Origin of the sequence: Pseudomonas sp. EZ-C24 (genome assembly GCF_014525325.1) — a bacterium.
Classification (GTDB): Bacteria; Pseudomonadota; Gammaproteobacteria; order Pseudomonadales; family Pseudomonadaceae; genus Aquipseudomonas; species Aquipseudomonas shirazensis.
The window spans coordinates 996,617-1,016,227 of record NZ_JACDIU010000014.1 but is presented as its reverse complement, the minus strand read 5'-3'; the positions used below and the strand labels follow the sequence as shown (position 1 = coordinate 1,016,227).

The following is a 19,611-nucleotide window of genomic DNA, read 5'->3' as shown; positions in this document are numbered from 1 at the left end:
CATGGCAACCATCAAAGATGTCGCGGCAATGGCGGGGATTTCCTACACCACCGTTTCCCATGTGCTGAACAAGACCCGTCCGGTCAGCGAACAGGTGCGCCTGAAGGTCGAGGCGGCCATCGCCGAACTCGACTACGTGCCCAGTGCCGTAGCCCGCTCGCTCAAGGCGCGCAGTACCGCCACTATCGGCCTGTTGGTGCCTAGCAGCGTCAACCCGTACTTTGCCGAGCTGGCCCGGGGCATCGAGGATGGCTGCGAGCGTAATGGCTACTGCGTGATCCTGTGCAACTCCGACGACAATCCGCAAAAGCAGCGCAGCTACCTGCGCGTATTGCTGGAAAAGCGCATTGATGGCCTGGTGGTAGCGTCAGTCGGTGAAGACAGTGACTTGCTGCAGAGCCTGGCCTGTGTGCGCACGCCGATGGTCATCGTCGACCGCGCGCTGGAGGGCGTAGATGCCGACCTGGTGCGGATCGACCACGAACAAGGCGCTTACCTCGCCACCCGTCACCTGCTCGAGCTCGGCCACCGCGACATCGCCTGTATTGGCGGGCCAGCCGAGACCGGGGTCAGCCAGTTGCGCGTGGCCGGTTTTCATCGGGCTATGGCCGAGGCGCAGGCTGAGGTCAGCGCAGCACGTGTGTTGCACTGTGATTTCACCAGCCCAGGCGGCCACGCTGCTGCGGCGCAGTTGCTTGACGGCCGGCGGCCCACGGCGATTTTTGCCGGCAACGACATGATCGGCTTTGGCGTCCTGCGCGCGGCCGCCGAGCGCAATATCAGCGTGCCTGGCGAGCTGTCGGTGATCGGTTTCGATGACATCGAGCTCAGTCGCTACGTATACCCGCCGCTGACCACTGTAGGCCAGTCGATTCGCGAGCTCGGCGAAAGTGCTGCCGAATTGCTGCTGTCGCGCATCGCCAGGCCGCGGCACGACGCCCCGGCCGAGCAGCGCATCATCGCCCCGCGCATCATCATGCGCGAATCTACCGGGCCACGCCCGGACCTGTTCAATGATTACCGCTAAGGACTTCCCATGCATGCCAAGGTAGTAGTGGTCGGCAGCCTCAACATGGACCTGGTGGCCCGCGCCGAGCGCTTGCCGCGAGCCGGCGAGACGCTGACCGGCGACGGTTTTTTCACGGTGCCCGGCGGCAAGGGCGCCAACCAGGCGGTGGCCGTGGCGCGCCTCGGCGCCAGCGTGGCCATGATCGGCAATGTCGGTGATGACGCCTATGGCCCGCAGCTGCTACAAGCGCTGCAGGTCGAAGGCGTTGATTGTCAGGCAGTGGCTAGCTGCGCGGGTGTTTCCAGCGGAGTGGCGCTGATCGTGGTGGACGCTGCCAGCCAGAACGCAATCGTGGTGATCCCCGGTGCCAACGGCCTGCTCAGCGCCGAGTCGGTGCAGCGCGCTGACAGCTTGTTGCAGGCTGCTGATATCGTCATCTGCCAACTGGAAGTGCCCCAGGCAACGGTTGCCTGGACCTTGGTCCGAGCCCGTGAGTTGGGCAAGACGGTGATTCTCAATCCTGCCCCCGCTACCGGCCCGCTGCCGGCAGACTGGTTTACCAACATCGACTACCTCGCGCCCAACGAAAGCGAGGCCCAGGCCTTGACCGGCATTGCGGTGAGCGATCAGGACAGCGCCCGCCGCGCTGCCGAGCAGTTGCTTGCGTTCGGGGTCGGCAAGGTGATCATGACCCTCGGTAGCGAGGGTGCTTTGGTGGTGAGCGCGCAAGGCTGCCAGCACTATCCGGCAACGCCGGTCAAAGCGCTCGACACCACTGCGGCCGGTGACACCTTTATCGGTGGCTTTGCCGCTGGCTTGGCGCGTGGGCTGAGTGAGGCTGAGGCGATCACCCTCGGTCAGCGCGCGGCCGCCATATCGGTCACTCGTGCGGGTGCGCAGCCCTCGATTCCCTATCTGGCGGAGCTGCAGCCATGAAAAAGACCGCTCTGCTCAATATTGCTCTGTCGCGCACGATTGCCGGTCTGGGTCATGGCGACATCGTGGTGATCGGTGATGCCGGCTTGCCGGTGCCGGTTGGCGTGGAATTGATCGACCTGGCCATTACCTCGGGCTTGCCGGACTTTGCCAGTGTACTGCGGGTGGTGCTGAGCGAAATGCAGGTCGAACGGCATGTCTTGGCGGCCGAGCTGTTCGAGGTCGCGCCACCGGCGTTGGCTGAAATCCAGCAGCTCAGCGCGCTGGGCTTGCTCGGCGTTCGCGAGCAGATGCCGCACAGTGAGTTCAAGCTGCTGAGTCGTCAGGCCAAGGTCATGGTGCGCACCGGGGAGTGCAAGCCATTCAGCAATATCGCATTGGTCGCTGGCGTCACGTTTTGACCTATTGGCTTCGATCCGCCGTGGCGCGGCCTGAATTTGCAAACTGTTGGCGCAGGAGTGCCTTATGTTGAAGAAACTGCTGCAAGGAGCCGTCCTCATGGCTGCTGTAACAACCTCGGCGCTGCACGCCGCCCCGCGCGAGTTGATCATCGACACCGACCCTGGTGCCGATGACCTGGTGGCGCTGTTTTTGGCGATGGCATCACCCGGAGAGCTGAACATTCGCGCGATCACCACGGTTGCCGGCAACGTGCGCCTGGAGAAAACCGCCCGCAACGCGCGTCTGGCCCGTGAGTGGGCTGGGCGCGAAGACATACCGGTCTACGCCGGTGCTGGGCGACCTTTGGTGCGCGCGCCCATCTACGCCGCTGAGGTTCACGGCGAGGAGGGCATTACCGGCGTGCAGGTGCATGAGCCAAAGCAAAGCTTGGCCGCGGGCAATGCGGTGCAGTATCTGGTCGATACCCTGAGCGCAGCCAAGCCACACAGCATCACCATCGCCATGCTTGGGCCGCAGACCAACCTGGCCTTGGCGCTGATCCAGCAGCCAGGGATCGCCCAAGGCATCAAGGAAGTCGTGGTCATGGGCGGCGCCCACTTCAATGGCGGAAACATCACGCCAGTCGCTGAATTCAATCTGTACGCGGACCCGCATGCCGCTGAGGTGGTGTTGGCCAGTGGCGTCAAGCTCACCTATCTGCCTCTGGATGTCACCCACAAGCTGCTGACCAGCGATGCTCGGCTCAAGCAGCTGAGCGCGGTCAACAACCGCGCCAGCAATCAGGTCGTGGACATCCTCAACGCCTACATTCAGCATGACATGCAGCTCTACGGCATGCCCGGCGGGCCGGTACATGATGCGAGCGTCATTGCTTATCTGCTCAAGCCAGAGATGTTCAGCGGGCGGCAGATCCACATGAGTGTCGACAGTCGCGAAGGCCCGACCTTCGGTCAGACCGTTGCCGACTGGTATGGCGTGCTCAAGCAGCCCGCCAACGTCATGTGGGTAGAGGAGGGCGATGCCCAGGGCTTGTTCGATCTGCTCAGCGAGCGGCTGGCTCGATTGCCATAGCTGCAGCCTGGGGCGCGTAGCGCTCCAGCACTTGCTCTATAAAGCTGCGGGAGCCTTCGTTGCCGAGTTCGTGTACCAGCAGGTCCACGGCAATCAACATTAGCTCCTCGGCGGTGCCTGGTGCGTACGAGCGATGGCCCGCGGGTAAGTGGACCTGGATGTCGGCATCGATGCTGAGGCTGCGCATTGGAAATTTCTCGTTGGTTCGGACTATAGATCGAACACCGGGCCCTGGCGTTCGTAGGGAGGCATGCTGCACTCCACTTATTGCAGTAAATCATGCCTTTGCGTCAAGAGCCCTGCGACTTAGGCATAACAGTCCGTGCGCGACAAACTATTTATTCGGTGCAAAACCCGGTGACGATTGCTGTTTCCCCTCGCGGGCGCGAGTCAGGCACACTTGGGCGTTTTGCAACGAATATTGCGCACTACTGTCGCATACAGCAGTTCCCATGATGATTAGGAGGATTCATGTTCCGTACCCGTGCTTCTCTGGCAACCGTACTGGTAGCTGTTGCGCTGGCTGGTTGCAGCACTGGCAGCGCGCCGGGCGGTGACAGCAGCGCACCGGCAGCCTCGACTGGCAACGATGGCCGCTGTAACGCCAGCGGCGCTGACTTCACCGTAGGCAAACCGGGCACACCCGAGCTGCTTGAGCAGGCGCGCAAAGCCAGCGGCTCGCAAATGGCCCGCATCCTCAAGCCGCACGATATGGTCACCCTGGAGTACCGCTCCGAGCGACTCAACCTCAATGTTGACGAGCAGGGTAACGTCGTCCGCGTCAACTGCGGCTGATTTGCTCTTTAATGGTCGCTGGCGCCATGGGCGGCGGCGACCAATCTGTAAAATTCAGGCATAAAAAAACCCGCCACGAGGGCGGGTTTTTTTACAGCATCCGAATTACTCCGGACGAACCTGTGCAGCCTGCATACCCTTCTGGCCTTTTTCGGCAACGAAGGAAACAGTCTGGCCTTCTTTCAGGCTCTTGAAGCCGTCGGATTCGATGGCTTTGAAGTGTACGAACAGGTCGTCGCCGCCGCCTTGAGGAGTGATGAAGCCGAAGCCTTTTTCATCGTTGAACCACTTGACGGTGCCGGTTTGGCGATTGGACATGGGGTGAATCTCCAGAAACGTAATTTTTTATCGGTGCAGATGTAGCCGAAGCTGCGTGCGCCAGGTACATCATAGTCTAATTCTGCGCGTGTCGCGCCTTTTAACTGCGAAGAAAACTGATACAGCGCAAATAAAGGCTCGGAAGCCCGCTGTTAGGCGGTCAACCTTTCGTCGTGCACGCCTGTTTTACCACAGTTTGAGCCTTTTGCATCAATTTCGCGTCAACACCGTCCTTGCTGTCGAGGTCTTCGATCTCAGCCATGCTGAAATTCTTCTCGATTGCCTGGGCACCACACTTGCAGTGGGTGTCGGCGTCCTTGGCGCTGATGCCTTGCTGGGTGGCCACCTGCACGCATTGCTGCATGTAGGCGTCTTTCTTGCCGGCTGGCCAGTCGGCTTGGGCCGCCATGGGCAGCAGCAGTGCCCCCGCGGCGGTCAGGGCCAGAAGAGACTGAAGTCGCATAACCAGACACTCCCTTGATATAGGTCTGATGAAAATCGGATGCATCAGCAAATCTGATAGGCTTTTTTACTCACAGTTCACCGGATTTACGCATTTACCAAATATTCGTGCCTGGCCGCTAACCTGCGTGCTAGCATGCTCGGCTTGCAGTTGCCCAGAGGCAGCCAGCAACTATCTTTCTATTTCCAGTCACTCTGGTTCGCCCCTGACAAGCCGAAAGGCTTCTGCCACTGTGAGGCAGGCTTCCTCTATTAAGGAAGGCAGGTCGGATCTTGTACTGGCTCATCCCAACCCACGTGACCTTTGGTAGGGGTCACCACTAGGAGAGGAGGCGCCATGCCCACCATTACTCTTCCCGATGGCAGTCAACGTTCGTTCGATCACGCTGTATCCGTAGCCGAAGTCGCCGCCTCGATTGGCGCCGGCCTGGCCAAGGCCACCCTGGCCGGTAAAGTCGACGGCAAGCTGGTCGATGCCTGCGACCTGATCGAACACGACGCCACCCTGCAGATCATCACCCCCAAAGATGAAGAGGGGCTGGAAATCATCCGTCACTCGTGCGCCCACCTGGTCGGCCACGCAGTCAAGCAGCTGTACCCGACCGCCAAGATGGTAATCGGCCCGGTCATCGATGACGGCTTCTATTACGATATCGCCTACGAGCGCCCCTTCACCCCTGATGACCTCGCTGCCATCGAAAAGCGCATGCAGCAGCTGATCGAGAAAGACTACGACGTCATCAAGAAGGTCACCCCGCGCGCCGAAGTCATCGACGTGTTCCAGGCCCGTGGCGAAGACTACAAGCTGCGCCTTGTTGAGGACATGCCGGATGAGCAGACCATGGGTCTGTACCATCACGAAGAATACGTCGACATGTGCCGCGGTCCGCACGTGCCCAATACCCGCTTCCTCAAATCGTTCAAGCTGACCAAGCTGTCCGGTGCCTACTGGCGCGGCGACGCCAAGAACGAGCAGCTGCAGCGCGTGTACGGCACTGCCTGGGCTGACAAGAAGCAGCTGGCTGCCTACATTCAGCGCATCGAGGAAGCCGAGAAACGCGATCACCGCAAGATCGGCAAGCAACTCGACCTGTTCCACCTGCAGGAAGAAGCGCCGGGCATGGTCTTCTGGCATCCGAACGGCTGGACTGTTTATCAGGTGCTCGAGCAGTACATGCGTACTGTGCAGCGTCAGAACGGTTACCTTGAGATCAAGACCCCGCAAGTGGTCGATCGAATCCTCTGGGAGCGTTCCGGTCACTGGTCCAACTACGCCGAAAACATGTTCACCACATCGTCGGAAAGCCGTGATTACGCGGTCAAGCCGATGAACTGCCCGTGCCACGTGCAGGTGTTCAATCAGGGTCTGAAGTCGTACCGCGACCTGCCACTGCGTTTGGCCGAGTTCGGTGCATGCCACCGTAACGAGCCATCTGGCGCGTTGCACGGCATCATGCGTGTGCGTGGTTTCGTTCAGGATGATGCGCACATCTTCTGCACCGAAGATCAGGTCAAGAAAGAAGCGGCCGACTTTATCAAGCTGACCCTCGATGTCTATAAAGACTTCGGTTTCGTCGACGTCGCCATGAAGCTTTCGACCCGGCCGGCCAAGCGTGTCGGTTCGGACGAGCTGTGGGATCGCGCCGAAGGCGCCCTGGCTGATGCGCTTAACGAATCCGGCCTGGAGTGGGAATATCAGCCAGGCGAGGGCGCCTTCTACGGCCCGAAAATCGAGTTCACCCTGCGTGACTGCCTCGGTCGTAACTGGCAGTGTGGTACCCTGCAGTACGATCCGAACCTGCCTGAGCGTCTGGACGCCAGCTACATTGCCGAAGATAACGCGCGCAAGCGCCCGGTAATGCTGCACCGCGCCATTCTCGGTTCGTTCGAACGCTTCATCGGTATGCTGATCGAGCACTATGCTGGCGTATTCCCGGCTTGGCTGGCGCCAACCCAGGCAGTGATCATGAACATCACTGACAAGCAGGCCGATTTTGCCCTTCAGGTTGAAAAAAATCTGACCGATAGCGGTTTTCGTGCCAAGTCTGACTTGAGAAATGAGAAGATCGGCTTTAAAATCCGCGAGCATACTTTGCTCAAGGTCCCGTACCTTTTGGTTATAGGGGACCGTGAAGTCGAAACGCAAACCGTCGCTGTGCGTACTCGCGAAGGCGCTGACCTGGGCTCCATGCCCGTCGCCCAATTCGCCGAGTTCCTTGCGCATGCGGTTTCCCGGCGTGGTCGCCAAGAATCGGAGTAATGATTATTAAGCGTGATATGAGAAACGATAAACGAGCTGCACCGAAGGCCCCGATCAACGAGAATATCTCTGCACGCGAGGTTCGGTTAATTGGTGCTGATGGTGAACAGTTGGGCATCGTCTCGATCGAAGAAGCGCTTCGTATCGCTGAAGAAGCGAAGCTGGATCTGGTAGAGATTTCTGCTGACGCCGTACCTCCTGTCTGTAAAGTCATGGACTACGGCAAAAGCCTGTTCGAGAAGAAGAAGCAACAGGCTGCAGCCAAGAAAAACCAGAAGATCATCCAGATCAAAGAAATCAAGTTTCGTCCAGGGACGGAGGAAGGGGATTACCAGGTAAAACTACGCAACCTGGTACGTTTCCTAAGTGATGGGGACAAGACCAAGATCTCTCTGAGATTCCGTGGTCGTGAGATGGCCCACCAGGAGCTGGGTATGGAACTGCTGAAGCGGATCGAAGCTGATCTCGCCGAATACGGGACCGTCGAACAGCATCCGAAGATGGAAGGACGCCAACTTTTGATGGTCATCGCCCCCAAGAAAAAGAAATAACCACCAGGGCACGGCAGGCCTTGCGGTTATGTTTATCCACCCCAATGCGGAGTTACGAACATGCCAAAAATGAAAACCAAGAGCGGTGCAGCGAAGCGTTTCCTGAAAACGGCGACCGGCTTCAAGCACAAGCACGCTTTCAAGAGCCACATCCTGACCAAAATGTCGACCAAGCGTAAGCGTCAACTGCGTGGTAGCAGCATGCTGCACCCGTCTGACGTGGCAAAAGTCGCGCGCATGCTGCGCGTTCGTTAATTCTGGTCTAGATAGAGGAAGTTACTCATGGCTCGTGTAAAGCGCGGCGTAATTGCTCGTAAGCGTCACAAAAAAATTCTGAAACTGGCTAAAGGTTACTACGGTGCACGTTCGCGCGTATTCCGTGTTGCCAAGCAGGCTGTCATCAAGGCTGGTCAATACGCCTACCGTGACCGTCGCCAGAAAAAACGTCAGTTCCGCGCTCTGTGGATCGCTCGTATCAACGCTGGTGCTCGCGTCAACGGTCTGTCTTACAGCCGCCTGATTGCTGGCCTGAAAAAAGCGTCGATCGAAATCGACCGTAAAGTTCTGGCTGACCTGGCAGTGAACGAAAAAGCGGCGTTTGCTGCGATTGTCGAGAAAGCTAAAGCCGTTCTGGCTTAAGTACCCACGACAATCATCCGGCGGCGCATGCGCCGTCGGGTGTTGAACGTCATCGATAGGGGAAGAGCCTTCAAAGCTCTTCCCCTATTTTTGTATCTGGAGTCTGTACATGGAAAACCTGGACGCGCTGGTCTCCCAAGCCCTGGAAGCTGTGGAGCGCGCTGAAGACATCAATGCCCTGGAACAGATCCGGGTTCAATTTCTCGGCAAGAAAGGCGAGCTGACCCAGGTGATGAAGACCCTGGGCAACCTGCCAGCCGAAGAGCGCCCCAAGGTTGGAGCGCTGATCAACGACGCCAAGGAACGCGTCACCGAAGTGCTCAATGCGCGCAAGGCTGGCTTTGAAGAGGCCGAGCTCAGCGCTCGCCTGGCTGCCGAATGCATTGACGTGACCCTGCCTGGCCGTGGCCAGACCACTGGCGGCCTGCACCCGATCACCCGTACCCTCGAACGCATCGAACAGTTCTTCACCCACATTGGCTACGGCATCGCCGAAGGCCCTGAGGTCGAAGACGACTATCACAACTTCGAGGCGCTCAACATCCCCGGCCACCACCCGGCCCGGGCGATGCACGACACCTTCTACTTCAATGCCAACATGCTGCTGCGCACCCACACCTCGCCGGTGCAGGTACGTACCATGGAATCGACCCAGCCGCCGATTCGCATTGTCTGCCCTGGCCGCGTCTATCGCTGCGATTCGGATATCACCCATTCGCCGATGTTCCACCAGGTGGAAGGCTTGTTGATCGATCGCGACATCAACTTCGCCGACCTCAAGGGCACCATCGAAGAATTCCTGCGGGTGTTCTTCGAGAAGCAGCTGGATGTACGTTTCCGTCCGTCGTTCTTCCCCTTCACCGAACCGTCCGCTGAAGTCGACATTCAGTGCGTGATGTGTTCCGGCAAAGGCTGCCGCGTGTGCAAGCAGACCGGCTGGCTGGAAGTGATGGGCTGCGGCATGGTCCATCCGAACGTGCTGCGCATGTCTGGCATTGACCCGGAAGAGTTCCAGGGCTTTGCCTTCGGCATGGGCGCCGAGCGTCTGGCCATGCTGCGTTATGGCGTCAACGATTTGCGTCTGTTCTTCGACAACGACCTGCGGTTCCTGGCGCAATTCCGCTAGGCCACACCTCGACCATATTCAGGAGAACAGCATGAAATTCAGTGAACAGTGGCTGCGCGGTTGGGTAAACCCGCAAGTCTCCCGCGACGAGCTGGTTGCTCGTCTGTCCATGGCCGGCCTCGAAGTCGACAGCGTCACGCCGGCGGCTGGCCAGTTCAGCGGTATCATCGTCGGCGAAGTGCTCAGCACCGAGCAGCACCCGGATGCCGACAAGCTGCGTGTGTGCCAGGTCAGCAACGGCCAGGAGACCTTCCAAGTCGTCTGCGGCGCGCCTAACGTGCGCCCGGGCCTGAAGATCCCCTTCGCCATGATCGGAGCCGAGCTGCCAGGCGACTTCAAGATCAAAAAGGCCAAACTGCGTGGCGTTGAATCCAACGGCATGCTGTGCTCGGCTGCCGAGTTGCAGATCAGCGAAGAAAACGACGGCCTGCTTGAACTGGCCGCCGATGCGCCGGTTGGTCAGGACATCCGTGAATACCTCAATCTCGACGACGCCAGCATCGAAATCGGCCTGACCCCGAACCGTGGCGACTGCCTCTCGGTGGCCGGTATGGCGCGCGATGTCAGCGCCCTGTACGACGTGCCGGTTACCCGCATCGACGTGCCGGCCGTTGCCGCCAGCCACGACGAAGTGCGCTCGGTTGAAGTCTCGGCCCCGGCCGCGTGCCCGCGTTACCTCGGCCGCGTGATCCGCAACGTCGACCTGGCCAAGCCAAGCCCGCTGTGGCTGGTAGAGCGCCTGCGCCGCAGCGACGTGCGCAGCATCGACGCTGCAGTCGACATCACCAACTACGTGATGCTCGAGCTCGGCCAGCCGATGCACGCCTTCGACCTCGCCGAAATCAACGGTGGCATCCGCGTGCGGATGGCCGAGGAAGGCGAGAAGCTGGTCCTGCTCGACGGTCAGGAAGTCGCCCTGCGTAGCGACACCCTGGTCATCGCCGACCACACCCGGGCCCTGGCCATTGCCGGCGTCATGGGTGGCGAGCACAGCGGCGTGAATACCGAGAAGACCCGCGATCTGTTCCTTGAGAGCGCCTTCTTCGAGCCGATTTCCGTCGCTGGCAAGGCCCGTTCCTATGGTCTGCACACCGATGCCTCACACCGCTACGAGCGCGGCGTCGACTCGCAATTGGCTCGCGAAGCCATGGAGCGCGCGACCGCGCTGCTGCTGGAAATCGTCGGCGGCGAAGCCGGCCCGATCGTCGAAGCAGTCAGCGAGCAGCACCTGCCGAAAGTTGCGCCGATCATTCTGCGCGCCGAACGCATCAGCCAGATGCTCGGCATGGACATGGACCCAGCCCAGGTCGAGCAACTGCTCAACGCCCTCGAGCTGACCACCAGCGCCGATGGGGCAGGGCAGTGGACGGTACAAGTGCCAAGCCACCGCTTCGATATCAGTCTTGAAGTCGACCTGATCGAAGAACTGGCCCGTCTGTATGGCTACAACCACCTGCCAGTGCGCTATCCGCAAGCCCGTCTCGCCCCCAAAGGCGCGCCGGAAGCCCGCGGTGAGCTGCCAACCCTGCGCCGCCTGCTGGTAGCTCGCGGTTATCAGGAAGCAATCACCTACAGCTTCATCGACCCGAAACTGTTCGAGCTGTTCAGCCCTGGCGTCGAGCCGCTGCTGCTGGCCAACCCGATCTCCAACGACATGGCCGCCATGCGCGCCTCGTTGTGGCCCGGCCTGGTCAAAGCGCTGCAGCACAACCTTAACCGCCAGCAAGACCGCGTGCGCCTGTTCGAGAGCGGCCAACGCTTTGTCGGCCAACTCGGCGACCTCAAGCAGCAGCCGATGCTCGCCGGCGTCGTCACCGGTACCCGCTTGCCAGAAGGCTGGGCCAACCCACGCGATGGCATTGACTTCTTCGACGTCAAAGCCGACGTTGAAGCGGTGCTGGGTTACTCCGGCGCGCTCGGTGAGTTCAAGTTCGTCGCGGGCAAGCACCCAGCCCTGCACCCAGGCCAGACCGCCCGTATCGAACGCGACGGCAAGGAAGTCGGCTACCTCGGTGCTCTGCACCCAGAGCTGGCCAAGACACTCGACCTGGATCGCCCGGTGTTCGTCTTCGAGCTGATCCTGGAAGAAGTGGTCGAAGGTTGCCTGCCGAAATTCAGCGAACTGTCCAAGTTCCCTGAAACCCGCCGCGACCTGGCCCTGATTGCCGGCCGTGATGTGGCCGCCAGCGACGTCCTTGAAGCAATTCGTGACAATGCAGGCGAATGGCTCACAGACCTCAGGCTGTTTGACGTCTACCAGGGTAAAGGCATTGATCCTGATAGAAAAAGCCTCGCGGTCGGCTTGACCTGGCAGCATCCATCGCGCACTCTTAATGACGATGAGGTGAATGCCACCCTGCAGTTGATCCTCACCTCGCTCGAACAAAGGTTGAACACCACGTTAAGGAAATAACGGCATGGGTGCTCTGACGAAAGCTGAGATGGCCGAGAGGCTGTACGAGGAGCTTGGGCTTAACAAGCGAGAGGCGAAGGAACTCGTCGAGTTGTTTTTCGAAGAGATCCGCCACGCGCTTGAAGATAACGAGCAGGTCAAGTTGTCCGGATTCGGCAACTTTGACCTTCGCGACAAACGCCAACGGCCGGGCCGCAACCCCAAAACCGGGGAAGAAATCCCGATCACCGCACGCCGCGTCGTCACCTTTCGTCCAGGGCAGAAATTGAAAGCCCGGGTTGAGGCCTATGCTGGAACCAAGTCATAACGACGAGCTGCCCCCCATCCCGGGCAAACGCTACTTCACCATTGGTGAAGTCAGCGAGCTCTGTGCGGTAAAACCGCACGTGCTGCGCTACTGGGAGCAGGAGTTTCCCCAGCTCAACCCCGTCAAACGCCGCGGCAACCGCCGGTATTATCAGCGCCAAGACGTACTGATGATCCGCCAGATCCGCGCGTTACTGTACGACCAAGGCTTCACCATCGGCGGTGCGCGCTTGCGCATGTCCAGTGATGAAGCCAAGGACGACACGACGCAGTATAAGCAGATGATTCGGCAGATGATTGTCGAGTTGGAAGATGTGCTGGTGGTGTTGAAGAAATAACCTGATCCGACGAATGGAAAGTTTTTCGAAAAAAAGCTTTCATTAATCAAAAGGTTAGGGTAGATTTTGTACCGTTCTCAGCAGTATTGAGAGCAGTTCGGGGCGTAGCGCAGCCCGGTAGCGCACTTGCATGGGGTGCAAGGGGTCGAGTGTTCGAATCACTCCGTCCCGACCAAATAATCCCAATGACTTAGGCCATTTCCGCAAGGAGTGGCCTTTTTCATTTGCGTGACGTTTGCGTGACTTCTCCATTTTCAAGCCTGCCTCCTTTTCAAAATTGTCAGCACCGGCCCACGCGAGTCCGTTGCTGAAACCTTGTTTGCCGCCTCTATCAACTGCCCCAGCTCAGCGCCGGAGTAGTGGCTGGTCACGCTCCCGTTCTTGTGGCCAAGTAGCGACTTCCGATCTTCCTCTGTCACGCCAGCTGCCTTCAGGCGTATGCCGAAGGTATGCTTCAGGTCGTGAATCCTGATTGAAGCGAAACCAGGGCAAGCTGGGCGCAAATGTTGCCTCGCTGCGCAGCTTCTCAAGCTTGTGGATCAGGCACTGCTCAGCTTCTTCCCGGTCACCAGTTCCAGGATCAGTGCGTATCCAGAGCCAATGGCCTTGAGCTCATCGTAACGGGTGGTGAACGATGATGTAGGGGCAAATTGTTTGTCCGGGATTTGCAGGTGTTCCTTATCTCCTAAATTGCCCCAGTCCATGGGCTTTCCGGCAACGGACCGGGGCGGCTCATTGGGAGGCACAACGCTACGACCGCGCTGTAGTGGCGCGATACTGGCCTTTCATCCACGCTGGATGTGCGACAGGCTATACCTTCCGCTTTCAGTTGGCCCGGCGGTCTAATAGAAAAATTCCATATTTTGAATAGGCGCATACTCGATTCAGCTCAGAATTTCTGAGCGTTGAGAGGTGCGTATGTCCAGAGATAGATATGGGATCGATAGTGATAGGCTGGTAAGCATGCCGGCTGATAAAGGTAACTATCAAGGTGATCAACAAGATCAAGCCGATAAAAATCGTTCAGAGGATCGCGCCCGTTACGTACAGAATCCGCCCTTTCGGAGCGTGAATAGGCAAGGGCCGCCGGATTTGTCAGGTTCACCCACTGTAAAACGTTACATATATCAAAAGCATCCCTGGGAATAATCTCCGTATTGGGGCTTAAGTGATCATCTGATCCTTTGGATTAAGTCGACAGAGCCCAGCACCGCGCTGGGCTTTTTGCATTTCAAAGACTGATGGTCAGCGATACTGGTGGAGGAGGGCTGACTCCATGCTGGCCAGCTCCACAGCCGCAGCGGTAAACGCTTCACCGCAATGACCGCAAGCCGTCATGACTTGCGGCAGGTCAAGCGCAGGTCCAACTGGACGGACGCCGAATGGCTTGCGTTTGTCAGTGGCTACAGGAGTGTGTTCAAGGTTAACGTCCTGCGGGTGATTTAGATTGATCCGCCGAATTCGCTCCCAATGCAGGAAGCATCAGGAGTATCGGGCTGCATCGAAGCAGCCTGGATCCTGATCGAGGAATTTCTTCATCCTGCGCCACAGCGTGGTGGTGCTGATGCCCAGGTGCTCGGCTGCGATTCTTCGGTTGCCGCCAGCATTGGTCAGTGCGGCGAATAAAATGTCTCGCTCGTTCGGCAGCTTTGACACACTTTCACCAGCAGGATTGATGGCTGCCGGCGAAAGATCGTCAAGCGCCTCGTCCAGCCAGTCCGGAAGCAACGTGCTGCACTTACTCATCACGCTAAGGCGTTCGACGATGTTGCCTAGCTGTCGTACATTACCTGGCCAGTGGTGATCGCAAAGCCTGGCGATAAGCTTCGGCGTCGTTTTCAGTAGGTCGCTGGCGCTACCTTTGAGAATGTGGCGGGCTAGGGCAGGGATGTCCTCTCGACGCTCGCGCAGAGGAGGCAACCTGAGCCTCAACACGCAGATCCGGTAGTAGAAGTCCTCACGGAACAGCCCTTGGGCAATCAACGCCGGCAGCGGTTTGTTGCTCGCGGTGATAATGCGGATATCCACCGGCGTGACCTTGTCGTCCCCCAAACGGATCACTTTCCGCTCCTGCAGAGTTCGAAGTAGCTTTAACTGGATGTCCGTAGAGGTTTCGCTGATTTCGTCTAGAAACAGAGTGCCGGTATGGGCGAGCTCGAACACTCCTGCCCGGCCCTCCGCCGCCGCTCCAGTGAATGCGCCCTTCACGTAGCCGAATAACTCGCTCTCCAGGACGCTGGGCGCGAAGGCTGCACAGTTGATGGCCACGAAGGGACCGCTGCGGCGTGGTGAGGCATTGTGGATACTCTGCGCGAACAACTCTTTGCCGGTGCCGGTTTCACCTTCAATCATCAGGGTGCTGTCCACTCCTGCAAAGGTCGCAGCCAGGGCCTTGGCTTTCAGCAAGGCGGCGCTGTTGCCGATGATGTCGTCGAAGCTGCTTTCGGCCAGGTGGCGGCCTGCCAACGCGCGACGCATCTTCTGCTCGATCGCTTTGATATCCGTCTGGTTTTGCAGGGTGGCGACGGCGCCGATTATCTCTCCCTCAAGCACGATGGGGGCAATGCTCAGTGTCAGCGAAAGTCGGCCTATGTCGATCAACGCGCCACGCACTGGTTTGCCATGGCGGAGCGCCTGAGTGAAGTAATTGCTTAGCGGTAGTTGGGTAACGGCGTCTCCGCAGCTGACTGCACTCAAGTAGGTTCGGGCGACATTATTCATCCTGGTTACCACGCCCGAACCATCGACGCTGAAGATGCCTTCAGACACGCAATCCAGAATTGACTGGATCATCTCGTATCGGTGTTGCAGTTCCTGTCGCTGCTGTCTTCTTTCCTCCTGCACCTGCAAAAGGTGCAAGGCCTCGTCGATCGCTTCTGCTGCTGCGTCACTGTCGGTATCGGACATGACATAGTGCATGCCCCGCGATTTCACCGGTTCCTCGAGTGACAGTCCACCTATGGCTACTTCGATACCCTGCGTCTGCAGGTTGTCGAGTACCGAGTCGGTGTTTTGCAAGCTGCTCAGAGGGTCGATAAAGCAGATTGAAGCATCGGGCAAGAATGGACGGGACTTTTCCAGGATTCTTGCGTAGCCCTCTGAGGTGGCCAAAAAAGCAATTTTCGATGACAGGCGTGAAGCCTTTTCGTAAGCATTGATGCAATCGAAAAAGGTATGCCTGACCTCCACGACCGGCACGCGAAAGTGTTCGCGAAGCATGCTTGCGGTCTTGCCTCGACTGATCAGCACCTCAGCACCTTCGTCAATCAGCTGCCGAGCAGTCTTGATCGCATCGGTCTGGGCCGCCTCCACAACGGGCAGCGAAAGCTGGCGCGCTCGCAGGATGCTGTTCATTACCCGGGTCATGGTGGTGGACGGCGTGATGACGGCGATTCCGTTTGTAGGAATCCGCTGCTCAGCCAAGTAGACCTCGTGTTTCATGCGGTTTCCTTATATTTCATTGTTGTTCAGGAAATGAAATTAACTGCAATGAGCAGGTTATCCCTCTGTTGCCTCCTGGCAAAGGTCAGGTGATCGAGCATGCGCTAATTAATTGATACTAAAAGATTTTATTTTATGTGAAGCCGACGTCGCCGCGCGTGGCACATGACTTGCTCTACCTCAAGGAAATAAATCCAATAAGAGGCAATGTGTTCATGGACCTGATCTTTATCGGTTTCGGCGAAGCCGCGTTCCACCTGGCCAGCGGCCTGGGGCAGCAAGGGGGAATGCGTATAGGCGCATATGACGCCTATAGAGACGACCCAAAGGCTGGCCCGCTGATTCAACAACGTGCCGAGCAGGCGCAGGTGACGCTGTATGACACCCTGGAAGAGGCCTGCCGAGAAGCGCGCTTCATCGCATGTTTGACCAGCGCCAGCAGCGCCCTTGCACTGGCCGAGCGGATCATGCCGCTGCTCCAGAGCGGGCAGCACTACATCGATATGAACTCGGCAGCCCCCACTGTCAAACAGGCTATCGATCGATTAGCGCGGGCTGCCGGCGTTGACTTCTGCGACGTCGCGGTGATGGGTACCGTACCGGGTAACGCCCACCGTGTCCCGATGCTGCTGGCCGGGAGCGCCGCCCAGGCGTTTGAGCAGGCTTTCACGCCGCACGGTATGCGGCTGACTGTGCTGGACGCCGAGCCCGGCTCTGCTTCGGCCATCAAGATGCTCAAAAGCGTGGTGATGAAAGGCTTGCCGCAACTGTTTCTGGAATCCTTCCTGGCGGCCGAGCGTTTCGGCGTGCTTGATACCTTGGTCGAATCCTTGGCTGACTCACTGAACGGCAAAACGGTAGAGCAACTCGCCAATACCTTCACCGCTCGGACCTTGATCCATGCGAAGCGCCGCGGTGCTGAACTCGACGATGTAGTGGCGACGCTCGAAGCGGCCGGCGTCGATTCCACCATGTCCACGGCCACCCGCGGTCAACTACAGAAGCTTGCTCTGAGCGACTGGGCCAGCCTGCTAGGGCCGGGTGGCAGCGACATGAATTATCGCGACGCCATTGCCCATCTCGCCCGCCACTCTTGAGGATTGTCGATCATGAACACTGAACAGTATTTTGCTCTGCCTGAACCCATCCCGCAGGACATCCTCGAGCGCTTTCGCAAACTCAGCCCCGCCCAGCTTTGCGATGGCATGCAAAGCCTTGGTATTGCACGTAATGGCTGCATGGACAGCGATCTGATGCCGCTTGATGAAAGCAAGATCATGCTCGGCACCGCCTACACGGTGGATACCGAAGACGGTGACAATTTCCCTATCCATGTTGCCATTTACCAAGGCCGGCCAGGGTACGTGCTGGTGGTGGCTGGCAAGGGCTATCGCGGTCGTGCCTACATCGGTGATCTGATGGCTGGCGCTGCCCAGGCAGTTGGCCTCAGCGGTCTGGTGATCGACGGCTGCGTACGTGACAAAGTGCCGCTGGCTGAGCTGGACATTCCGGTCTACGCCAAGGGATTCATGCAACGTAGCCCGGCCAAGCAGGGCCCCGGCAAGATCAACGCACCAGTGCACTGTGCCGGGATAGAGGTCACTCCAGGCGACTTGGTCTTCGGCGATTACGACGGTGTCACTGTCGTTCCTCGTGGCCGCCTGCTCGAAGTCTTGCAGGCTTCGGAGAAAAAGGATGCTTATGAGGCCAAGCGGCGCGAGGTCATCGATGATTACGCCCGTCGTAGGGCTAACGGTCAGCCGCTGCCAGAGCTCGCGCCGGCCTGGGTGACTGAACTCCTGATCGGGCGCTGATGCATTCAAGGGAGTCCAAGAGGCTCTACTGATACACCGTTTCCGCACTATAAGAATAAAATTGGGAGATGCCCGAATGCTTACCGCTCTCGGCTATTTGTTGATCGTTTCGTTCCTGATCCTCGTTATCAAGCAAAAGCTTTCCCCTTTCACCGGGCTGATCGTCGTTTCGCTTATTGTCGGTGCGCTGGCGTGCATGGCCTCCGGTGTGCCGTTCGATACGCTGGTCACCTGGGTAAGGGAAGGCCTGTTTTACACCGTCAACGCAGAAGGCAAGGTGTCGCTGGGGACCGTCAACCCGACGGTGATGATCCTGTTCGCAGTTCTTTACTTCAGCCTGATGATGAATGTGGGTCTGTTCGATCCGTTATGCACATACCTGATCCGCAAGGCCAATGGCGATCCATTGAAGATCATCCTGGTCACGGCTTTCACTTCTTCCGTGGTAACCCTCGATGGTGATGGCACCACTACCATATTGATCATCACCAGCGCCTTCCTGCCGCTTTACAGACAAATGGGCTTGAAGTTGTCGAACTTGGCCATGCTCATCATTCTCCCTTGCGGACTTGGCAACTGCCTGCCCTGGGGCGGGCCGTTGGCGCGTGCTGCCGCAGTGCTCAACGTGGAGGTGAACACGCTGTTCGTGGCAATTTTGCCGATCCTTGGCGTGTCATTCATTTATGTGTTTTTCATGGCCTATCTGATGGGGCGCAAGGAGCGCGTTCGGCTAGGTTTCATACCGGGCGAGCGGGCCATCGTCACGCCGCAGCAGATTGAGGAAATGGTCACGGTGATCGAGGAGAACGACCGTGAGTTCAAGCGGCCTAAACTGTTTCTGTTCAACCTGGCCCTGACCATCGGCATGCTGGTCACCCTGCTGGCAGGCTGGGCGAGTGGGGCAATCGTATTCATGCTCGGCACCGCCATCGCTCTGGCGGTGAACTACAGCGCCACCGAGCAACGTGACCGTATCACTGCCAACGGTGGCGATGCCATCGCAGTTGCGTCGATCATCATGGCGGCAGGCTGTTTTCTCGGCATCTTCAACGGCAGTGGCATGGCTGCTGCGGTCGCGCAAAGCATCGCGGGTCTGATCCCCGAATCAATGGGCAGTCATACCGCCCTGATGTTCGCCTTCCTGGGGGCGATCGCCTGCTACGCATTGCCAGTGGACGCCTATTATTTCGGCATCCTGCCGGTAGTAGCGCCGATTGCCTACCAGTTCGGCATCACTCCTACTGAAATTGGTGTTGCCTCGTTCATGGGGCAGGCGCTGCGTTATGCCAGCCCTACGGTAGCCTGGTTGTTCCTGCTGATGAACCGGACCGAGATGACCTTCGGGCAATATCAGAAAGAGTTCTTCAAATGGTCGCTGCCGCTGTTCGGCATCTTTATCGTTACCGCGATCGTGACGGGAGAGTTGCCCGTGGGCTAATCAGCCTGCCAGCCAAGTGCTGGGTGCAGCCAGTCATCGCTGTGGTTATGCCGCGATGACTGGCCTACAGCCTTTTGATCACAAAAGCGGTGATACCGAGATACCCCTGCAGCAGTGCACCGGCAACGAGGAGCGAGAGCGCTGCGACCATGCACAGCAGCAGTGCCCTCTGGGTTAATGTGGCCCAAAGCGTACATGGTCATCACCTTTTGGCGGGCATGCAGGCGCCGCCTGTGCGGGGGAGGCACTTATCGCTTGGGGGATGATATCCTTCCGCTTACCAAACAAGGAG

21 protein-coding genes, 1 tRNA gene and 1 pseudogene are annotated in these 19,611 nt (G+C 58.6%); 17 read left to right on the top strand and 6 right to left on the bottom strand.

Going from position 1 to position 19,611, the window contains the following annotated elements:
- Position 1 precedes the first annotated feature (1 nt).
- From IDM28_RS13970 to IDM28_RS13955, 4 genes are all read left to right on the top strand, one after another.
- Positions 2-1,027 carry a LacI family DNA-binding transcriptional regulator gene (locus tag IDM28_RS13970; protein WP_101320634.1) on the top strand — a complete coding sequence of 342 codons (1,026 nt, stop codon included), beginning with the start codon at positions 2-4 and terminating at the stop codon, positions 1,025-1,027.
- Between the two features lie 9 nt (positions 1,028-1,036).
- On the top strand, positions 1,037-1,945 hold the full coding sequence (rbsK, locus tag IDM28_RS13965; protein ID WP_150568850.1) for a ribokinase: 909 nt from the start codon (positions 1,037-1,039) through the stop codon (positions 1,943-1,945).
- A complete protein-coding gene (gene rbsD / locus IDM28_RS13960; RefSeq protein WP_188036256.1) occupies positions 1,942-2,346 on the top strand; it encodes a D-ribose pyranase in 405 nt (134 codons plus the stop codon). Before rbsK ends, rbsD begins: the two co-directional genes overlap by 4 nt.
- Before the next feature lie 64 nt (positions 2,347-2,410).
- The gene (locus tag IDM28_RS13955) at positions 2,411-3,418 is read left to right on the top strand and encodes a nucleoside hydrolase (protein WP_188036255.1); all 1,008 of its coding nucleotides are present in this window, start codon (positions 2,411-2,413) and stop codon (positions 3,416-3,418) included.
- On the opposite strand, the gene IDM28_RS13950 is transcribed toward IDM28_RS13955, so the two are convergent.
- Positions 3,390-3,605: a hypothetical protein gene (locus IDM28_RS13950; protein WP_101320626.1), complete on the bottom strand. Its 216-nt coding sequence runs from the start codon at positions 3,603-3,605 to the stop codon at positions 3,390-3,392. The two genes, IDM28_RS13955 and IDM28_RS13950, sit on opposite strands and share 29 nt — an antisense overlap.
- Positions 3,606-3,889: 284 nt before the next feature.
- On the opposite strand from IDM28_RS13950, the gene IDM28_RS13945 reads away from it, so the two are divergent.
- Entirely contained in the window at positions 3,890-4,213 is a 324-nt protein-coding gene (locus IDM28_RS13945; RefSeq protein WP_188036254.1) for an I78 family peptidase inhibitor, read from the top strand.
- A 105-nt stretch (positions 4,214-4,318) separates the two neighbouring features.
- Here IDM28_RS13945 and IDM28_RS13940 read toward each other — a convergent pair whose 3' ends face one another.
- Positions 4,319-4,531 (bottom strand): cold-shock protein, encoded by a 213-nt coding sequence (locus tag IDM28_RS13940; protein WP_003179963.1) that lies wholly within the window; start codon positions 4,529-4,531, stop codon positions 4,319-4,321.
- 160 nt (positions 4,532-4,691) lie between these two features.
- Positions 4,692-4,994 (bottom strand): hypothetical protein, encoded by a 303-nt coding sequence (locus tag IDM28_RS13935; protein ID WP_188036382.1) that lies wholly within the window; start codon positions 4,992-4,994, stop codon positions 4,692-4,694.
- Between the two features lie 336 nt (positions 4,995-5,330).
- On the opposite strand from IDM28_RS13935, the gene thrS reads away from it, so the two are divergent.
- The 9 genes from thrS (at position 5,331) to IDM28_RS13890 (ending at position 12,801) form a co-directional block, all read left to right on the top strand.
- Positions 5,331-7,253: a threonine--tRNA ligase gene (gene thrS / locus IDM28_RS13930; RefSeq protein ID WP_188036253.1), complete on the top strand. Its 1,923-nt coding sequence runs from the start codon at positions 5,331-5,333 to the stop codon at positions 7,251-7,253.
- Complete coding sequence (gene infC, locus IDM28_RS13925; RefSeq protein WP_178080772.1) at positions 7,253-7,804, top strand: translation initiation factor IF-3; 552 nt, start codon at positions 7,253-7,255, stop codon at positions 7,802-7,804. The genes thrS and infC overlap by 1 nt, the downstream gene beginning before the upstream one ends.
- A gap of 60 nt (positions 7,805-7,864) precedes the next feature.
- Positions 7,865-8,059: a 50S ribosomal protein L35 gene (gene rpmI / locus IDM28_RS13920; protein WP_028696462.1), complete on the top strand. Its 195-nt coding sequence runs from the start codon at positions 7,865-7,867 to the stop codon at positions 8,057-8,059.
- A gap of 27 nt (positions 8,060-8,086) precedes the next feature.
- Positions 8,087-8,443, top strand: coding sequence for a 50S ribosomal protein L20 (gene rplT / locus IDM28_RS13915; RefSeq protein ID WP_043860801.1), 357 nt, complete (start codon positions 8,087-8,089; stop codon positions 8,441-8,443).
- Positions 8,444-8,552: 109 nt separating this feature from the next.
- A complete protein-coding gene (gene pheS, locus IDM28_RS13910) occupies positions 8,553-9,569 on the top strand; it encodes a phenylalanine--tRNA ligase subunit alpha (RefSeq protein WP_101320618.1) in 1,017 nt (338 codons plus the stop codon).
- Between the two features lie 31 nt (positions 9,570-9,600).
- Entirely contained in the window at positions 9,601-11,982 is a 2,382-nt protein-coding gene (pheT, locus tag IDM28_RS13905; RefSeq protein WP_181106747.1) for a phenylalanine--tRNA ligase subunit beta, read from the top strand.
- A gap of 4 nt (positions 11,983-11,986) precedes the next feature.
- Positions 11,987-12,289 (top strand): integration host factor subunit alpha, encoded by a 303-nt coding sequence (gene ihfA / locus IDM28_RS13900; RefSeq protein WP_002553164.1) that lies wholly within the window; start codon positions 11,987-11,989, stop codon positions 12,287-12,289.
- A complete protein-coding gene (locus IDM28_RS13895; protein ID WP_101320614.1) occupies positions 12,270-12,626 on the top strand; it encodes a MerR family transcriptional regulator in 357 nt (118 codons plus the stop codon). The genes ihfA and IDM28_RS13895 overlap by 20 nt, the downstream gene beginning before the upstream one ends.
- Before the next feature lie 98 nt (positions 12,627-12,724).
- Positions 12,725-12,801 (top strand) — tRNA-Pro (locus IDM28_RS13890).
- Between the two features lie 79 nt (positions 12,802-12,880).
- Here IDM28_RS13890 and IDM28_RS13885 read toward each other — a convergent pair.
- The 3 genes and pseudogenes from IDM28_RS13885 to IDM28_RS13875 all read right to left on the bottom strand — a co-directional run.
- Positions 12,881-13,135 (bottom strand): annotated as a pseudogene (locus IDM28_RS13885) (site-specific integrase); the annotation flags it as partial.
- Positions 13,136-13,165: 30 nt separating this feature from the next.
- Positions 13,166-13,330, bottom strand: a complete 165-nt coding sequence (locus IDM28_RS13880) for a hypothetical protein (protein WP_188036252.1) — start codon at positions 13,328-13,330, stop codon at positions 13,166-13,168.
- Positions 13,331-14,108: 778 nt separating this feature from the next.
- On the bottom strand, positions 14,109-16,067 hold the full coding sequence (locus IDM28_RS13875; RefSeq protein ID WP_188036251.1) for a sigma 54-interacting transcriptional regulator: 1,959 nt from the start codon (positions 16,065-16,067) through the stop codon (positions 14,109-14,111).
- A 170-nt stretch (positions 16,068-16,237) separates the two neighbouring features.
- Here IDM28_RS13875 and IDM28_RS13870 point away from each other — a divergent pair, with 170 nt between their 5' ends.
- From IDM28_RS13870 to IDM28_RS13860, 3 genes are all read left to right on the top strand, one after another.
- Positions 16,238-17,164 (top strand): DUF1932 domain-containing protein, encoded by a 927-nt coding sequence (locus IDM28_RS13870; RefSeq protein WP_223175920.1) that lies wholly within the window; start codon positions 16,238-16,240, stop codon positions 17,162-17,164.
- Between the two features lie 12 nt (positions 17,165-17,176).
- A complete protein-coding gene (locus IDM28_RS13865; RefSeq protein ID WP_101320390.1) occupies positions 17,177-17,881 on the top strand; it encodes an RraA family protein in 705 nt (234 codons plus the stop codon).
- 76 nt (positions 17,882-17,957) lie between these two features.
- Positions 17,958-19,319 (top strand): CitMHS family transporter, encoded by a 1,362-nt coding sequence (locus tag IDM28_RS13860; RefSeq protein WP_150571761.1) that lies wholly within the window; start codon positions 17,958-17,960, stop codon positions 19,317-19,319.
- Positions 19,320-19,611 lie beyond the last annotated feature (292 nt).

Excerpts from the sequence above, each read along its gene's own strand:
- IDM28_RS13970 (WP_101320634.1), top strand. The coding sequence starts at position 2 with ATGGCAACCATCAAAGATGTCGCGGCAATGGCGGGGATTTCCTACACC.
- rbsK (WP_150568850.1), top strand. The coding sequence starts at position 1,037 with ATGCATGCCAAGGTAGTAGTGGTCGGCAGCCTCAACATGGACCTGGTG.
- rbsD (WP_188036256.1), top strand. The coding sequence starts at position 1,942 with ATGAAAAAGACCGCTCTGCTCAATATTGCTCTGTCGCGCACGATTGCC.
- IDM28_RS13955 (WP_188036255.1), top strand. The coding sequence starts at position 2,411 with ATGTTGAAGAAACTGCTGCAAGGAGCCGTCCTCATGGCTGCTGTAACA.
- IDM28_RS13950 (WP_101320626.1), bottom strand. The coding sequence starts at position 3,605 with ATGCGCAGCCTCAGCATCGATGCCGACATCCAGGTCCACTTACCCGCG.
- IDM28_RS13945 (WP_188036254.1), top strand. The coding sequence starts at position 3,890 with ATGTTCCGTACCCGTGCTTCTCTGGCAACCGTACTGGTAGCTGTTGCG.
- IDM28_RS13940 (WP_003179963.1), bottom strand. The coding sequence starts at position 4,531 with ATGTCCAATCGCCAAACCGGCACCGTCAAGTGGTTCAACGATGAAAAA.
- IDM28_RS13935 (WP_188036382.1), bottom strand. The coding sequence starts at position 4,994 with ATGCGACTTCAGTCTCTTCTGGCCCTGACCGCCGCGGGGGCACTGCTG.
- thrS (WP_188036253.1), top strand. The coding sequence starts at position 5,331 with ATGCCCACCATTACTCTTCCCGATGGCAGTCAACGTTCGTTCGATCAC.
- infC (WP_178080772.1), top strand. The coding sequence starts at position 7,253 with ATGATTATTAAGCGTGATATGAGAAACGATAAACGAGCTGCACCGAAG.
- rpmI (WP_028696462.1), top strand. The coding sequence starts at position 7,865 with ATGCCAAAAATGAAAACCAAGAGCGGTGCAGCGAAGCGTTTCCTGAAA.
- rplT (WP_043860801.1), top strand. The coding sequence starts at position 8,087 with ATGGCTCGTGTAAAGCGCGGCGTAATTGCTCGTAAGCGTCACAAAAAA.
- pheS (WP_101320618.1), top strand. The coding sequence starts at position 8,553 with ATGGAAAACCTGGACGCGCTGGTCTCCCAAGCCCTGGAAGCTGTGGAG.
- pheT (WP_181106747.1), top strand. The coding sequence starts at position 9,601 with ATGAAATTCAGTGAACAGTGGCTGCGCGGTTGGGTAAACCCGCAAGTC.
- ihfA (WP_002553164.1), top strand. The coding sequence starts at position 11,987 with ATGGGTGCTCTGACGAAAGCTGAGATGGCCGAGAGGCTGTACGAGGAG.
- IDM28_RS13895 (WP_101320614.1), top strand. The coding sequence starts at position 12,270 with ATGCTGGAACCAAGTCATAACGACGAGCTGCCCCCCATCCCGGGCAAA.
- IDM28_RS13880 (WP_188036252.1), bottom strand. The coding sequence starts at position 13,330 with ATGGACTGGGGCAATTTAGGAGATAAGGAACACCTGCAAATCCCGGAC.
- IDM28_RS13875 (WP_188036251.1), bottom strand. The coding sequence starts at position 16,067 with ATGAAACACGAGGTCTACTTGGCTGAGCAGCGGATTCCTACAAACGGA.
- IDM28_RS13865 (WP_101320390.1), top strand. The coding sequence starts at position 17,177 with ATGAACACTGAACAGTATTTTGCTCTGCCTGAACCCATCCCGCAGGAC.
- IDM28_RS13860 (WP_150571761.1), top strand. The coding sequence starts at position 17,958 with ATGCTTACCGCTCTCGGCTATTTGTTGATCGTTTCGTTCCTGATCCTC.